Annotated in this window: 16 protein-coding genes; 9 read left to right on the plus strand and 7 right to left on the minus strand. The window is 29.2% G+C overall.

What is annotated here, in order from left to right:
• Complete coding sequence (locus ACH5TX_RS06360; protein ID WP_439338694.1) at nucleotides 1-324, plus strand: YbaB/EbfC family nucleoid-associated protein; 324 nt, start codon at nucleotides 1-3, stop codon at nucleotides 322-324.
• Nucleotides 325-337: 13 nt separating this feature from the next.
• Here the strand turns inward: ACH5TX_RS06360 and ACH5TX_RS06365 are convergent, their stop codons facing one another.
• Nucleotides 338-1,354: a threonine aldolase family protein gene (locus ACH5TX_RS06365; protein WP_439338695.1), complete on the minus strand. Its 1,017-nt coding sequence runs from the start codon at nucleotides 1,352-1,354 to the stop codon at nucleotides 338-340.
• A gap of 119 nt (nucleotides 1,355-1,473) precedes the next feature.
• On the opposite strand from ACH5TX_RS06365, the gene ACH5TX_RS06370 reads away from it, so the two are divergent.
• A complete protein-coding gene (locus tag ACH5TX_RS06370) occupies nucleotides 1,474-2,139 on the plus strand; it encodes a DUF8692 domain-containing protein (protein ID WP_439338696.1) in 666 nt (221 codons plus the stop codon).
• 1 nt (nucleotide 2,140) lies between these two features.
• Here the strand turns inward: ACH5TX_RS06370 and ACH5TX_RS06375 are convergent, their stop codons facing one another.
• Both ACH5TX_RS06375 and ACH5TX_RS06380 read right to left on the minus strand, forming a co-directional pair.
• The gene (locus ACH5TX_RS06375) at nucleotides 2,141-3,292 is read right to left on the minus strand and encodes an ATP-grasp domain-containing protein (RefSeq protein WP_439338697.1); all 1,152 of its coding nucleotides are present in this window, start codon (nucleotides 3,290-3,292) and stop codon (nucleotides 2,141-2,143) included.
• 36 nt (nucleotides 3,293-3,328) lie between these two features.
• Nucleotides 3,329-4,453 carry an ATP-grasp domain-containing protein gene (locus ACH5TX_RS06380; RefSeq protein WP_439338698.1) on the minus strand — a complete coding sequence of 375 codons (1,125 nt, stop codon included), beginning with the start codon at nucleotides 4,451-4,453 and terminating at the stop codon, nucleotides 3,329-3,331.
• Nucleotides 4,454-4,641: 188 nt separating this feature from the next.
• Here ACH5TX_RS06380 and prfB point away from each other — a divergent pair.
• From prfB to ACH5TX_RS06400, 4 genes are all read left to right on the plus strand, one after another.
• Nucleotides 4,642-5,752, plus strand: a protein-coding gene (prfB, locus tag ACH5TX_RS06385; RefSeq protein WP_439338699.1) for a peptide chain release factor 2 whose coding sequence is annotated in 2 segments (ribosomal slippage) — nucleotides 4,642-4,704 and nucleotides 4,706-5,752 — 1,110 coding nt in all. Because the reading frame shifts where the segments join, the coding sequence is not laid out codon by codon here.
• Nucleotides 5,749-6,366, plus strand: a complete 618-nt coding sequence (locus ACH5TX_RS06390) for an HAD family hydrolase (protein ID WP_439338700.1) — start codon at nucleotides 5,749-5,751, stop codon at nucleotides 6,364-6,366. The genes prfB and ACH5TX_RS06390 overlap by 4 nt, the downstream gene beginning before the upstream one ends.
• Nucleotides 6,366-6,707, plus strand: a complete 342-nt coding sequence (gene arsC, locus ACH5TX_RS06395; protein ID WP_439338701.1) for an arsenate reductase (glutaredoxin) — start codon at nucleotides 6,366-6,368, stop codon at nucleotides 6,705-6,707. The genes ACH5TX_RS06390 and arsC overlap by 1 nt, the downstream gene beginning before the upstream one ends.
• An 89-nt stretch (nucleotides 6,708-6,796) precedes the next feature.
• Entirely contained in the window at nucleotides 6,797-9,247 is a 2,451-nt protein-coding gene (locus tag ACH5TX_RS06400) for a TonB-dependent receptor (RefSeq protein ID WP_439338702.1), read from the plus strand.
• 23 nt (nucleotides 9,248-9,270) lie between these two features.
• Here ACH5TX_RS06400 and ACH5TX_RS06405 read toward each other — a convergent pair whose 3' ends face one another.
• Together ACH5TX_RS06405 and ACH5TX_RS06410 are read right to left on the minus strand one after the other, a co-directional pair.
• Complete coding sequence (locus tag ACH5TX_RS06405; protein ID WP_439338703.1) at nucleotides 9,271-9,819, minus strand: isochorismatase family protein; 549 nt, start codon at nucleotides 9,817-9,819, stop codon at nucleotides 9,271-9,273.
• A gap of 87 nt (nucleotides 9,820-9,906) precedes the next feature.
• Nucleotides 9,907-10,080, minus strand: a complete 174-nt coding sequence (locus tag ACH5TX_RS06410; RefSeq protein ID WP_439338704.1) for a hypothetical protein — start codon at nucleotides 10,078-10,080, stop codon at nucleotides 9,907-9,909.
• A 196-nt stretch (nucleotides 10,081-10,276) separates the two neighbouring features.
• On the opposite strand from ACH5TX_RS06410, the gene fumC reads away from it, so the two are divergent.
• Entirely contained in the window at nucleotides 10,277-11,674 is a 1,398-nt protein-coding gene (fumC, locus tag ACH5TX_RS06415) for a class II fumarate hydratase (protein WP_439338705.1), read from the plus strand.
• Between the two features lie 135 nt (nucleotides 11,675-11,809).
• Here fumC and ACH5TX_RS06420 read toward each other — a convergent pair whose 3' ends face one another.
• Nucleotides 11,810-12,394, minus strand: a complete 585-nt coding sequence (locus tag ACH5TX_RS06420) for a Crp/Fnr family transcriptional regulator (protein WP_439338706.1) — start codon at nucleotides 12,392-12,394, stop codon at nucleotides 11,810-11,812.
• A 201-nt stretch (nucleotides 12,395-12,595) separates the two neighbouring features.
• Complete coding sequence (locus ACH5TX_RS06425; RefSeq protein WP_439338707.1) at nucleotides 12,596-13,480, minus strand: DUF8428 domain-containing protein; 885 nt, start codon at nucleotides 13,478-13,480, stop codon at nucleotides 12,596-12,598.
• Between the two features lie 109 nt (nucleotides 13,481-13,589).
• Between ACH5TX_RS06425 and ACH5TX_RS06430 the strand changes: the two genes are divergently transcribed.
• On the plus strand, nucleotides 13,590-14,609 hold the full coding sequence (locus tag ACH5TX_RS06430) for a formimidoylglutamase (RefSeq protein ID WP_439338708.1): 1,020 nt from the start codon (nucleotides 13,590-13,592) through the stop codon (nucleotides 14,607-14,609).
• Nucleotides 14,599-15,063, plus strand: a complete 465-nt coding sequence (locus ACH5TX_RS06435) for a GNAT family N-acetyltransferase (RefSeq protein WP_439338709.1) — start codon at nucleotides 14,599-14,601, stop codon at nucleotides 15,061-15,063. The genes ACH5TX_RS06430 and ACH5TX_RS06435 overlap by 11 nt, the downstream gene beginning before the upstream one ends.
• Nucleotides 15,064-15,107 lie beyond the last annotated feature (44 nt).

Raw genomic sequence — 15,107 nt, forward strand, 5'->3', positions numbered from 1 at the left:
ATGTTTGGAGATATGATGGGTATGATGGGCAAACTAAAAGAAGCCCAAAAGAAAGTTGAAGATACAAAGAAACGATTAGATACTGTTTTAATTGATGAAGCTAGTAATGATAATAAACTTAAAATTACACTTACAGCTAATAGAACTATTAAGTCTATTGAGATTGATGATGAATTACTAGAAGACAAAGAACAGCTTGAAGATTATCTTATTTTAACAATGAATAAAGCCATTGAAAAAGCAACCAAAATAAATGAAGCAGAACTTGCTGCGGCTGCTAAAGATGGTATGCCAAATATTCCTGGAATGGATTTATTTAAATAAAACTTATTTGGGATTATAAATATTGAAGCGTCTTTAACAATTGATTATGCATCACATTTGTGTAATCTAAATGTGTTACCATGCGCAATTTACCGCCTCCCATGCCTATAATATGAATGTTTTTATCGGCTAGTTTTTTAATAAAATATTTTTCTTCAATATCATCATTCAATTCAAAAATCACAATATTTGTTTCAATAGGTTCAACGGTTTTCACCATTGTTAATTTACTTAACTCCTCGCCTATTTCTTTGGCCCTTTGATGGTCTTCTTTTAATCTTTCAATATTATTATCTAAAGCATAAAGTCCGGCAGCAGCTAAATATCCTACTTGCCTCATATTGCCACCAAATATTTTTCGGATTCTGATAGCATTTTGCATAATTTCAGAATTCCCCACTAAAACAGAACCTATTGGACAACCTAACCCTTTACTTAAACATACTGAAATCGTGTCGAAAACTTCTCCATATTGCTCTGTTGTATCATTTTTTTCAACTAAAGCATTCCATAAACGAGCGCCATCTAAATGAAACCCTAAATTGTTTTCATCACATACTTTTCTAATCTTTTTTATTTCATTAAAATCCCAACAAGCACCACCACCTTTATTAGTTGTGTTTTCAATTTCTACTAGACTTGTTTTACTGTAATAATAAGCATCCGGATTTATAGCTTCTTCAACTTGTTTTGCTGCAAACATGCCTTTATTACCATCAATTAATTTACAAGAAACGCCACTATTAAAAGAGGCTCCACCAGATTCGTAATTATAAATATGAGCATATTTATTGCAAATAACCTGATCTCCAGGATTTGTATGGAGCTTTAAAGCCGTTTGATTCGCCATAGTACCACTGGGAAAAAACAACGCTTGATCTTTTTTAAACATTTTTGCAACACGTGCTTCTAACTCATTAACTGTATGGTCTTCTCTAAATACATCGTCCCCCACTTGGGCTTGCATCATCGTTTCCAACATAGGTTTTGTTGGTTTTGTTACGGTATCACTTCTTAGGTCTATAGTCATGTATTCTTACTTTTCAAGTAAATATTAATTAATGTAATTTAACCGATACCAACAAAATTTCCTCTAATTTATTTAGTTTTTTGTGTTTTTTTTTGTAATATAAATTTAAAATAATTAAAATGAATATTATTAGTTCTGAAATAATTAAAATCAAACAAAAAATTAAAAAAGGTAAAACTCGTTATTTTGTTGCTGCCAGCTATATTTTAGTTGCATTCCTATTATTCATTGTTTTTTATATAAATAAGAAATACAATATACCATTTGAAAAATTAACTGGAGATCCAGCATTAACTTTTAATGCTCATCCTTTTATTGGTTTTTTATCAAATTTAGGAGTTCTTTTGTGGTGCTTTACTGCTTCTGTTTGTTACTTTTCATCTGCTTTACTATTTACCACAAACAACAACAAAAAAGCTCTTTTTTTTCTAAGTTCTGGATTTTTCACTAGCATACTATTAATTGATGATTTTTTTATGTTTCATGATTACATCTTTTATTCATTTGAAAGTTTTAAAATTATTCAACCAATAACATATGTAATATATGGCATGCTATTACTTTTGTGTATAATTAAATTTCACAAAATTATATTTGATAGCCTCTATATATTTTTAGCATTAGCTGTTGGATTTCTAGGTTTATCAGTTTTTACAGATTTAGTATTTGAAAATATTGGATTAGAATATTTTATTGAAGATGGTTTTAAATTTATTGGAATAACAAATTGGATGTTATTCTTTTCTATAACTTCTTATCAAAATGTTAAAACTAGATTATACTGATCTAAATATTTAATACACCTTTAAACTTAGAGTAAATAATAGAAAGTATTGATAAAGGATTTTTCTTGTAATATTTTAAAGGAGTATTTTTTAATAAAAAACTAAAATTAAAAATAAACAAAAAATTTTGTTTGATTTTTGGCTTTATTCCTGTTAAAGTTAAAAACTTAGTGTGTTTGTAATTTAGTACTTCAAAATCAACATTTATAGCTGAAAGACAATATAAATAAGGGAAATTTACCCCAGCAATTTCCGAAGCCTCAGTAGTTTCCCAAAATCTTGGATTAATTTCTAAAACTAAAAATTGCTTAGTTTTATTATCAAATCGTATATCTATATTTGCTACACCATTCCACATAAGGGACTTCATTAGTTTTTCTATGATATCATATAATTGTTGATTATAAAAAAACTCTAATCCTATTTGTGGTGAAAATGGTTTATCTGACCACAATGTTCCTTTTTGCATTGTATAAGCAAGTAGTTTACCATTCTTACACAAAACATTGCACCCTAAATCGAATCCATCAATATACTCTTCAATTAAATAATCATATTTAAATTTATTATTATTATTATTATTATTATTATTATTATTAAAAAAAGATTTAAGCTCTTCATTACTAAAAAACTTTTTAATTCCATCTCCTCCTCCTGAACCTATTGTTGGTTTTGCTAATACAGGGAATTTAACATCTGAATCGTTCTGAAAAGAATCTCCTGATTTAATTAAAAAACTTTTCGGAGTAGGTAATTCGTTTTTTAATAAGTGTTTTGCCAATAAGCCCTTATCATTTGCATTATAAAAAGCTTCTAACGTGGGTAAAAAAAATAATTTATCTTTATGTAATATTTTATCTTTATTTTTTATTAATGCTTCAATACCAAATTCATCTATTGGCATAATTACGTCAATTTTAAACTTTTTGAGTTCATTATTTATACTAGAAATTAATTCTAACTCATCTAATCCTTTTGGATAATAAGAGTAATTCTTAATTTTTCTAGAACGTTTAATATTAACATCTTCTCTATTCGAAATTATATAAATATCAACTCCCTTTTTCTCAAACAAACAATTTACTATAAAAGATAAAAAATTACTCTCTGCTTCAGGAATTAGAACAGATAATTGCATAGATTTTTTTTTCATTTTAATAATTTTAAACTGTGCGTTGCACAAAACAAATCAAACTCTAAATAGACTTTTAAATTTATAAAACACAATATAAAGAAAAGGAATAGGGTCTTTAATATAAAACCTGATTGGAGTAAACTTCATAATAAATCTTAAATTAAATATAAATAATTTATTACCCCTTATTGAATTCATTAGCCCAAATAAATTTAAATATCGTATATGATTATATGATACTCTAGGGAAATCTAATTTTAAACTCTTTAAAGTATACAAATATGCAAAATTAACTCCAGAAGCGACAGAAGCATCTAAAGAAACCCAAAACCTAGGATTAATTTCAATAATTTTATATGTAACATCTTTTTCATCAAACCGCATGTCTATATGGGCTACACCAGACCAATTAAGTGTTTTCATTATTTTTTTCACAACATCATATAACTTTTCAACATATAAAAACTCTACACCATCTGGAGGAGAAAATTCTCTTTCTCCTGATAAAAAGCCTTTTTGAATTGTAAATGCTAATACTTCTCCTTTTTCACACAAAACACTACAATCAATATCATAACCTTTTATATAATCCTGAATAATGAATTTAAAATCCAATTCATTATTCAACAAGTATTGTTTTAACTCTTTAAAATCATTAAACTTAATAATATCGCTTCCACCACCACAATCTTGAATTGGCTTAATTAAAACAGGAAAATCTTCAATAACATTTAATAACAACTCTTCTTTTGTATAATAATATGTTTTAGGAAAAGGAATACTATACTCTAACATATGGTGAGTTAATAAAGCTTTATTATCTGCTATATTAAAGCTTTCAATATTAGGCAACAAACCTATTTTATTTGAAAAAGAAACCTTATTCCTATATTTTATAAGTGTTTTAACACCATAAGTATCTATAGGAATAACCAAATCAATTGAATGTTTTTTTAATTCTTTTTCAATATTACCCAACCAATCAATTTCACTATTCGTTTCTGGATAATAAGCAAAATTTGTAATTTTTGTAGAACACCTGAAGCCAACATAATTTATATTAGAAATAACATAAATATCAACATTTCTCTGCTCAGATAAACAGTTAACAAGCGAAGTAGTATGTGTTATACTCGCTTCTGGCAAAAGAACAGATATATGACCATTTTTATTTATCATATTTAAAATTTATAAAAACTACAGTTATCAAGCTTAATTTTTCAAAAAAGTATTGATTTTTTTTATAGAAAAAAAAAAAAAACCTCAAAATACAATTATAATACTACCAATAACTACATTGTAACCTCTTTATAAGTTTTGTTGAGCAATTAAATATTAAACTCTATTTTTGTTAAAAAATATTATTCATGATAACTTCCGATCAAATTAAAGATCTTAATCCCCGCCTTAACGCAATTAGGCACTACCTTTGACGTAGACACCAAACTTATAGAAATACAAAACGAAGAAGAGCAAACCTTCGACCCTAATTTCTGGAACGACTCTAAAGCTGCAGAAATTATAATGAAATCGCTTCGGGTTAAAAAAAAATGGGTAGAAGATTACAATAAAGCCAAAGCACAATTAGAAGAATTAGAGCTTCTTTATGAATTTTATAAAGAAGGTGAATATACTGCTGAAGAAGTTGAAGAACACTACAACAATCTTACAACCCTTCTTGAAGATATCGAGTTTAAAAACATGCTTTCTGAAGAAGGTGATAGTTTAAGTGCTGTGTTACAAATAACAGCTGGTGCTGGTGGTACCGAAAGTTGCGATTGGGCAAGTATGTTAATGCGTATGTATTTAATGTATGCCGAAAAAAGCGGATTTAAAGTTAAAGAACTTAACTTTCAAGAAGGCGACGTTGCTGGTATAAAAACAGTGACTTTAGAAATTGAAGGAGATTTTGCATTCGGTTGGTTAAAAGGTGAAAATGGTGTGCATCGTTTGGTGCGTATTTCGCCTTTTGATAGTAACGCAAAACGTCATACTAGCTTTGCTTCGGTTTATGTGTATCCGTTAGTTGATGATACTATAGAAATAGACATAAATCCTGCTGACATTGAAATTACAACCGCACGTTCTAGTGGTGCAGGAGGACAAAATGTAAATAAAGTTGAAACCAAAGTACAACTTCTTCATAAACCTACTGGTATCCAAATTCAGTGTTCAGAAACCCGTTCACAACATGATAATAGATCTAGAGCTATGCAAATGCTTAAATCTCAATTGTATGAAATAGAACTTCAAAAACAATTGGCACAACGTGAAGATATTGAAGCTGGTAAAATGAAAATTGAATGGGGAAGCCAAATACGAAACTACGTGATGCAACCTTATAAATTAGTGAAAGATGTTAGAACAGCTCATGAAACCAGTAATGTTGACGGAGTTATGGACGGACAAATAGATGACTTTTTAAAGGCGTACTTAATGATGATGGGACAAAAACAAGAAGACCCAAATACATTATGAGTAAAATAGACACTATTATTTTTGATTTGGGAGGTGTTTTAATCGATTGGAATCCTGAATATGTTTTTCTAAATGCCTTTAATGGAGATAGAGAAAAAACGCAATGGTTTTTAGACACTATTTGTACCATGAATTGGAACGAAAATCAAGATGCAGGCTATCCTATAAAACAAGCTACAACCGATTTAGTTAAACAATTTCCTGAATACAAAAAGTACATTGAAATGTATTACGGACAATGGGAACAAATGCTTGGAGGAGATATTAGCGGAACCGTTAAAATTTTAGACACACTAATAAAATCTAATAATTACAAAGTAGTTGCACTAACAAATTGGAGTAACGAAACCTTTCCTATTGCTAAAAAATATTTTGAGTTTTTAACTTGGTTTGACGGTATTGTGGTTTCAGGTGATGAAAAAACAAGAAAACCCTTCAAAGAAATTTATGAAATCACACTTAATAAATTCAATATAAATCCTGAAAAAGCTATTTTTATTGATGATAATTTAAGAAACATTGAAGCTGCCAATGCCCTAAAAATTAAAGGTATTCATTTTAAAAACCCAGAACAGCTTCAAAAAGCATTAAAAACTTATAATATACATACATAATGACAAAAATATATCATAATCCACGTTGTTCTAAGTCTAGACAAGGCATAGAAATACTAACTAAATCGGACAAACCATTTGAGATTGTTAAATATTTAGATGACAACCTTTCAGCAGAAGCTTTAACAGAAATTATCACTCTTTTAAACATTAACCCAATTGATTTAGTAAGAAAAAATGAAGCTATTTGGAAAAGTGACTTTAAAGGAAAATCATTATCAGATTCTGAAATTATAGAAGCCATGGTTAACAATCCTAAACTTATTGAGCGCCCTATAGTAATAAACGGAAATAAAGCTGTTATTGGTAGACCTCCTGAGTTAATTTTAGATATTATCTAAGCTTTCTCTTCTTTCTTATTTAACAAAGCTTTAACCTTTACCCGCTAAACCTTAAAGTATTTTTGTAGTCTAATCGATTAAAAACGAACATGACCAAACTTATCTTAAGTACTTTACTGTTTTTTGCACTATTATCAAATGGTAAAGCCTACTCAAAAAACACTTTTAAACCTGACTTTAAAACAACTATTGATGCAGAAGTTACAGTTTCAGGAAGAGTCATAGATAAAGAAACAAAACAACCTTTAGAATACGCTACTGTTGCTTTTTTTAGTAAAAAAGAAAACAAAATTATCACTGGAGGTATTACAGATACTAATGGAAACTTTAATATTTCAATAGAAAAAGGTATTTATGATGTTTCAATAGAATACATCGGATTTAAAAAACTTACAATTCCAAATAAAAAAATTGCAGGTTCATTAAGCTTAGGAACATTTTCATTAGAATTAGATACAGAATCTTTAGGTGAAGTTGAAATTATCGCAGAAAAAACCTCTGTAGAAATTAAACTCGATAAAAAAATCTATAATGTTGGTAAAGATTTAACTGTTAGTGGTGGTAATGTTAGTGATGTTTTAGATAATGTACCATCAGTTTCAGTAGATGCAGAGGGTAATGTGGCTTTAAGAGGTAACGATAATGTACGTATTCTTATTAATGGAAAACCTTCAGGTTTAGTTGGTTTAAATTCCACAGATGCTCTTCGTCAACTACCTGCAGATGCCATTGAAAAGATTGAGGTTATTACCTCCCCTTCTGCTAGGTATGAAGCCGAAGGAACCGCTGGTATTTTAAATATTATTTTACGAAGAAGTAAACTTTTAGGGCTTAATGGCTCTATAACTGCTAACGTAGGACATCCAGATGCTGCGGGTATTTCTGGTAATATTAATTACAGAACTGGTAATGTTAACATCTTCAATACAACATCGTATAGATACAACGAATCTATAGGACATTGGTATAATAATGTTATGTACAATGATATTAATACGCCAGATTTAGATGAAAAAAGAAATTGGACAGATATTAGAAAAGGATTAACAACTAACTCTGGTATAGAATGGTATATTAACGATTCTGCTTCACTTACAACAGCTTTAGTTTATAGTAATAATGATAATAAAAGTAACTCTGTAAACAACCTGGTTTACACCAATAAAATTGATAATACAACTAGTAAAAGTATTAGATTAGACCCAGAAAATGAAGATGGTGAAACCATTCAATACTCAGTAAATTTCACTAAGAATTTCAAACAGACCGATCATAAATTAACTTTCGACTTTCAATATGAAAACACGAATGATAATGATTTATCTTTAATAAATACAAATGGTATCAATACCGAAATCGCTAGTAATTTTGAAGATCAATCTAAAATATTATTACAATCTGATTATGTATTACCTATAGGAGAACAAAGTCAAATAGAAATAGGATATCGTGGTGATTTTGATAACCGATCTACCGATTATAGAGTAGAATTAATCAACACAGATACTGGCAATTTTGAAGTTAATAATGATCTTACAAATGTCTTCAACTTCAAACAATATATAACGGCTATTTACGCACAATATGGCAGTAAAATAGATAATTTTTCGTATTTATTAGGATTGCGAATGGAAAACACGAGAACTACTTTAGATCAGCCTACAAGTGGTGATTTTAACAAAAAAAACATAACAGGATTATTTCCAACAATAAATCTAAATTATGAGATTACTGAAGAAGAAAGTATAATGCTTGGTTATAGCAGAAGATTGCGAAGACCTCGAGGTTTTATGTTAAATCCGTTTCCTTCAAGATCTAGTTTAACTAATGTGTTTCAAGGAAATCCAGACTTAGATCCTACTTATACGGGTAAATTTGAACTTGGGTATTTAAATAGATTTGGAAAATTTACATTAAGCACAGCTTTATATCAATCTCATTCTACTAACGTCATGACTTTTGCTAGTAGAGAAACAGGAGAAATAGTTGAAATTGATGGAGAAAATTTTCCTGTTATAGAAAGAGGCCCTCTTAATTTAGCAACTGATGATAGGTATGGTTTTGAATTTAATTTAAATTATAATCCTTCAAGAAAATGGAGAATTAACACCGATTTTAATCTTTTTAAACTAAAAAGAGATGGCGCGTACAATGGTATTGATTTAAGCTCTAACGTAACGACATGGACAGCCCGCTTAACAAACAAACTTACTTTACCTTATAAAATTGATTGGCAAACTAATATGAATTATAGAGCACCAAGCTCTGATGCACAAAATAATAGAAAAGGAAGGTTTTCTACCAATGTAGCCTTTAGCAAAGATTTGTTTAAAGAGAAGGCTTCAATAGCTTTTAATATTAGAGATGTATTTAATAGCCGAAAGTTTAAAAATTTTATTACTGCTGAAACTTTTACAACCGACCAAGAGATTCAATTTAGAGGTGGTCGTACTTACAATTTATCATTTACATACCGTTTTAATCAAAAGAAAAAACAAGAAAGAAATGGTGGTTTTGAAGGAGGCGGTGTTGAAATGTAATATTTAAAATTAAATTGATTGTGCTATAACGTGGCCTTTATTTCATCAAAACCCTTGACTTCAACTTTGCCTTGTGTAGGTGTCATGTTTCTCCAAACCCAATTGTAATGTTCAATAATTTTTACAGCTGGTAAGTGTGGCCTTTCGCCAGTTGTATGCCCATTCTCAACAACAGTTACGCTATATTTTTTTGTTAAAGCAGACTGAATAGTTGATTCTACACAAAAATCGGTAGCACACCCCGTAATAATCAATTCATTTACACTCAATGCTCTTAATATATCTTGAAGCTTTGAATTATAAAAAGAGTCATTAGCATACTTATCAATTAAAACATCATTTTGTTCAATAATTAAGGCATCTAAATTCTCCCATTCTAAAGAATTCTTTTCAAACTCCCCTGTTCCACTACCATCATGCTGAATATAAATTACAGGATAATTATGTCTCCTAAAAATTGAAGCAAGCTCATTTATTCTACTAACGACTCCATCAGTATCAAATCGAGGTGTTTTAGATGTAAAAGATCCCTTTTGCATATCAATTACTAAAAGTGCTTTTCTATGTTTCATTTTCAATAGTTTAAGTAAAAACAGATGTAAACTAAAAAAGGGAAACTATCTAAATAGTTTCCCTTTTTTATATATCAAAAATATATCTTAAGCTTGACGCTTAGCTTTCTTTTCTTCTTTAATTTCTTTTAACCTTTCAATTATAGAACCTCCAATCCAATAAGGAATTGCAAAGGTTAATAAAAATATCATTAACCAAAACCCTATTGTTAATATGGTTAAAAATGCTAAAAATCCTAAATATTGGTCAAAATCAAACATAAATATAAGTGTCTATTAAAATCTACTGCAAATATAATGCAAAGGTATTTGTTATACAATATCAAATTAAATTTTATTAACAGAGTTTTTAACCATATTCATTTATTAAAAAAAACTTATAAAAACTGATACATATCATACCAATAGAAAGCATAAAACAATTAACTTTACATCTTTAAATTTAATCATTATTAAGATGAGTTTTAGAATAGAAAAAGATACCATGGGCGAGGTAAAAGTACCTGCCGATAAACTTTGGGGAGCACAAACAGAACGCTCTAGAAACAACTTTAAAATAGGCCCTTCGGCGTCTATGCCTCTTGAAATAATTTATGGTTTTGCTTATTTAAAAAAAGCAGCTGCATATACAAATTGTGAATTAGGTGTTTTACCTATTGAAAAACGCGACTTAATAGCTGCCGTTTGTGATGAAATACTTGAAGGAAAACATGATGACCAATTCCCTTTAGTTATTTGGCAAACAGGTTCTGGTACACAAAGTAATATGAATGTGAATGAAGTTGTAGCTAACAGAGCGCAACAATTAGCTGGAAAAGTTATTGGTGAAGGCGAAAAAGCTATTCAACCAAATGATGATGTTAATAAATCGCAATCATCGAATGACACCTTCCCTACTGGAATGCACATTGCTGCTTATAAAAAAATAGTTGAAGTAACTATTCCTGGTGTAAAACAATTACGTGATACACTAAAGAAAAAGTCTGAAGAGTTTAAAAATGTTGTAAAAATTGGACGTACGCATTTAATGGATGCAACGCCTTTAACACTTGGTCAGGAAATTTCTGGTTATGTAGCGCAATTAGATCACGGTTTAAAAGCTTTAGAAAACACATTATCTCATTTAAGCGAATTAGCTTTAGGAGGAACTGCTGTTGGTACTGGTTTAAATACGCCTAAAGGCTATAGCAAACGTGTTGCTGAATATATTGCTGAATTTACAAGTTTACCATTTGTTACTGCTCCTAATAAATTTGAAGCTCTTGCTGCTCATGATGCCTTAGTTGAAACACATGGTGCTTTAAAACAACTAGCTGTTTCTTTAAATAAAATAGCAAATGATATTAGAATGATGGCATCTGGACCAAGAAGTGGTATTGGTGAAATTATTATTCCTGCAAACGAACCAGGTAGTTCTATTATGCCAGGAAAAGTAAACCCAACACAATGTGAAGCCTTAACTATGGTTTGTGCTCAAGTTTTAGGTAATGATGTTGCTGTTTCAGTTGGTGGATTACAAGGACATTATGAGCTAAATGTATTTAAACCTGTTATGGCTGCAAACGTTTTACAATCTGCCGAATTAATTGGAAATGCTTGTGTTAGCTTTGAAGAAAATTGTGCAATTGGTATAGAACCTAATCAAGAAGTTATAACGAAGTTATTAAATAACTCACTAATGCTTGTTACGGCTTTAAATACTAAGATTGGATATTATAAAGCTGCCGAAATAGCAAATACCGCTCATAAAAATGGAACGACTCTAAAAGAAGAAGCTGTACGTTTAGGTTACGTTACTCCTGAAGATTATGATGCTTGGGTAAAACCTGAAGATATGGTAGGTAGTTTAAAATAACTACTCTTTAATATAGTGTATAAAAAAACAGGTAAATAAATTTACCTGTTTTTTTTGGTTGGTTAGCTATCAATCCTTTGTATTTTAAACAAAAGGAAATCAAATCAAATATATCATTTAACTAGTTATCAACTATTAACAAATGTTAATGACTCCTATTTTTTTTCTAATTCGGCTTAATTGAACAGCTGTAATTCCTAAGTATGAAGCAATATGGTACTGAGAAATAAGCTTATCTACGTCAGGATAATGCTTTCTTAATTCTAAATAACGCTTTGTAGCATCCATTGAAATTAATTCTACTAAACGTTTTTCATATTGAGCAAACAGAATACCTAATATATTGATATGCATATCCTTAAGAGCTATATTATTTTCACACAGGTCTAACAACTCATAATAATCAACTTCATAAACCTTACAATCTGTAAGTGTTTCAAAAGTAAAATTAGATGGTTTTTTTTCTCTTAAAGCTGTTAGAGAACCAACAAAACTTGTTGGCAAATAAAAGCTTTTATTAAACTCTTTACCTGCTTCTGTAGATATATAACATCTTATAACTCCTGAAACTAGCATGTAAATTTTAGTTGTCATTTCATCTAACTTAACAATTTGAGTTCCAGCAGGAATTCTTTTAAATTCAGAAATACTTTTAATTTCTTCAAAAGTTTCTTCAGAAATCTTTGAAATAGAATTTAAATAATCAAAATTTATATTCATTCTACTTATTACTTATAGATAGGTTAAATGCTTTCGTTGCATGAATTGTTGTAGTATCAAAAGCTGAATCTAAAACATCGTTCAAATTTATTGCTTTAATTCAGTAAACCCAATTTTTTATTTCGGTATAATTTGATTAACTATTAAGCAAAAAAAAGTCTCAAGCTATTAACTTGAGACCTTAAATTAAGTGTTGTTTTTTTATTTCAAAGTAAATTCAGAAGTTGAAACTAAATATTTTTCATTAAAAACATTAACTATGTAGCGTCCTTTTTCAAATTTATCCTTTCCTTTTGAAGCAACAAACTCACAAATATTAAGAGTTGATTTTTCATAATTAAACTTACTAATAATACTATAGTTTAATGTTTTATCTTCAAACTGAACTTGTTCGTTTAATCCTAATGTATTGTTTTTAGGATCTATTACTTGTACATATAACTCTTGTTCTCCTTCTTGCACTAAAACATTTTTAGCAACAGTAAAACAAACTCTAATTTTGTCTGAACGACTAGCTCTTTCAGTAGGAATTAATTTCCCTGAAGTTCTTTCTATAACTCCAAATCCTTTTAAACCTACAGTTGTTAATAAAGATGCATTTTCAACAACTTCAGCTAAAGCTGTATTTTGTACCAATAAAGAATCTGTAAACATATTACGCTCTTCTAAACGAACACGTGTACTATCCAAAGATGTAGCTAAATATGAATTTTCAACTCTTAACGAATCATTTTGAGCTAATAACACATCCATTTCTTTTTGTAATGATTGATATTTCTTTTTATATCTAAATAAACTGTTAACATTAGTTTCTGCTATTTTTAAAGAATCTATTAATCCTTGAATACGGTCTCTTGCTTCAACTAAACTAGCATTAGCAACTGTATTATCGTTAATAGCTTCAGTATATCGCTTATTCATAGCGGTTAAATCTTTCATTACAGATTGTTTTTCCTTTGTAAGTCTAGCATCATTTTCATTTTTTTCATTTACTAAATTCATTGTATAAAATGCTGTTCCTAAAAATAATACTAAAGCTATTCCCAAAGCTATTTTAAGTCCTTTACTACTTGTGTTGTTTTCCATAATTACTTGTTTTTAATTCTAACGTTATTTAATTCTTAATACTTGTTTTTTTATAATGCTATAAATAAATAATGATGTATTTTTATTCTTCAAAATTTATTATACTCTTATGGATAAACTTGTTTTATTTAATAATACCACTCGAAATAAACTATTAAACAAACGCTCTGGTGAATCCAAATTTGGCGAACATGTTAAAATATTAACCAGCATTTCAAATATATACGAAAATCTTAATAATTTAGATGTTACACATGTAATAATTGGTCTTCCTGAAGATGTAGGTGTATTTGCAAACTATGGAAATACAGGAACTTCAAAGGCGTGGGAAGCAACTCTTAAAGTTTTATTGAATATTCAAAGCAACCAATTTACTAAGGCTAACAAAGTACTCATTTTAGGTCACTTAGATTTTACAAATGAATTATTTAAAACTTCTATTTTAGATCCTTCTAAGAAAAAAGATATTGAAAAAGCCCGAAAAATAGTAGCAGAAATAGATACATATGTGTCTCATATCATTAATCAAATAGTTTTAGCGGGTAAAAAACCTATTATTATTGGTGGTGGTCACAACAACGCTTACGGAAACATTAAAGGCACATCATTAGCTTTAGGCAAACCTATAAATGTGGTTAATTTTGATGCCCATTCCGATTTTAGACCAGAAGAAGGGCGCCACAGTGGTAATGGTTTTAGCTGCGCTTACGCGGAAGGTTTTTTAGAAAAATACTTTGTGTTTGGTTTACATGAAAACTATACTGCTGATACATTACTGCAATCTTTAACAAAGTTCAAGTTTATTAAATACAATACTTTTGAAGCTATTGAAATTAGAAAAGAATTAAAATTTAAAGCAGAAATGGAACGTGCTTTAAATCATATAGAAGAAAAACCTTTTGGTATTGAAATAGATTGTGATGCTATTGAAAACATTCCTAGTAGTGCCATGACACCTAGCGGATTTAGTGTTAATAAAACACGAAGCTTTGTAAATTATTTTGCAAAACATAAAAACGCGAGTTATTTACATATATGTGAAGCTGCACCAACAAAGAAAACAAAAGCTCAGGTTGGAAAATTAATTACATATTTAATTACAGATTTTATTAAAGCGTATGACAATTAATATTATTCCTTTTGAAAAAGCATACTCAAAAGATTTCTATAAATTAAATATAGAATGGTTACAATCTCTCTTTTATGTAGAACCTTATGATGAGGAGGTTTTAAGTAACCCTGAAACCTATATTATAAACAAAGGCGGACATATCTTTTTTGCTAAACTAAATGATACTATTGTTGGTACGGTTGCATTAATGCCTATGGAAAATGAGGAAGATTTTGAATTAACAAAAATGGCTGTTTCACCCAAACACCGCGGATTTAAAATTGGACAACAACTCATGCAACATTGTATAGCTTTTGCAAAAGCTAATAACATGCCAAAACTTGTTATTTATTCTAGTACAAAATTAGATAATGCTATTCACATTTATAAAAAATATGGTTTTAATGAAATAGACATAGAACCTAATAGCCCTTATAAACGAAGTGATATTAAGATGGAATTGGTGTTTTAAGTTCTTTGTCATGTCGACGAAAGGAGACATCACATTACAAATAT

The sequence above is a fragment of the Thalassobellus citreus genome, from assembly GCF_044385915.1.
In the GTDB taxonomy this organism is placed as follows: domain Bacteria; phylum Bacteroidota; class Bacteroidia; order Flavobacteriales; family Flavobacteriaceae; genus Thalassobellus; species Thalassobellus citreus.

Bases quoted from the DNA above. Each gene is read 5' to 3' on its own strand.
- ACH5TX_RS06365 (WP_439338695.1), bottom strand. From the start codon at position 1,354: ATGACTATAGACCTAAGAAGTGATACCGTAACAAAACCAACAAAACCT.
- ACH5TX_RS06380 (WP_439338698.1), bottom strand. From the start codon at position 4,453: ATGATAAATAAAAATGGTCATATATCTGTTCTTTTGCCAGAAGCGAGT.
- ACH5TX_RS06370 (WP_439338696.1), top strand. From the start codon at position 1,474: ATGAATATTATTAGTTCTGAAATAATTAAAATCAAACAAAAAATTAAA.
- ACH5TX_RS06425 (WP_439338707.1), bottom strand. From the start codon at position 13,480: ATGGAAAACAACACAAGTAGTAAAGGACTTAAAATAGCTTTGGGAATA.
- ACH5TX_RS06400 (WP_439338702.1), top strand. From the start codon at position 6,797: ATGACCAAACTTATCTTAAGTACTTTACTGTTTTTTGCACTATTATCA.
- ACH5TX_RS06420 (WP_439338706.1), bottom strand. From the start codon at position 12,394: ATGAATATAAATTTTGATTATTTAAATTCTATTTCAAAGATTTCTGAA.
- ACH5TX_RS06430 (WP_439338708.1), top strand. From the start codon at position 13,590: ATGGATAAACTTGTTTTATTTAATAATACCACTCGAAATAAACTATTA.
- arsC (WP_439338701.1), top strand. From the start codon at position 6,366: ATGACAAAAATATATCATAATCCACGTTGTTCTAAGTCTAGACAAGGC.
- ACH5TX_RS06405 (WP_439338703.1), bottom strand. From the start codon at position 9,819: ATGAAACATAGAAAAGCACTTTTAGTAATTGATATGCAAAAGGGATCT.
- ACH5TX_RS06435 (WP_439338709.1), top strand. From the start codon at position 14,599: ATGACAATTAATATTATTCCTTTTGAAAAAGCATACTCAAAAGATTTC.
- fumC (WP_439338705.1), top strand. From the start codon at position 10,277: ATGAGTTTTAGAATAGAAAAAGATACCATGGGCGAGGTAAAAGTACCT.
- ACH5TX_RS06360 (WP_439338694.1), top strand. From the start codon at position 1: ATGTTTGGAGATATGATGGGTATGATGGGCAAACTAAAAGAAGCCCAA.
- ACH5TX_RS06375 (WP_439338697.1), bottom strand. From the start codon at position 3,292: ATGAAAAAAAAATCTATGCAATTATCTGTTCTAATTCCTGAAGCAGAG.
- ACH5TX_RS06390 (WP_439338700.1), top strand. From the start codon at position 5,749: ATGAGTAAAATAGACACTATTATTTTTGATTTGGGAGGTGTTTTAATC.
- ACH5TX_RS06410 (WP_439338704.1), bottom strand. From the start codon at position 10,080: ATGTTTGATTTTGACCAATATTTAGGATTTTTAGCATTTTTAACCATA.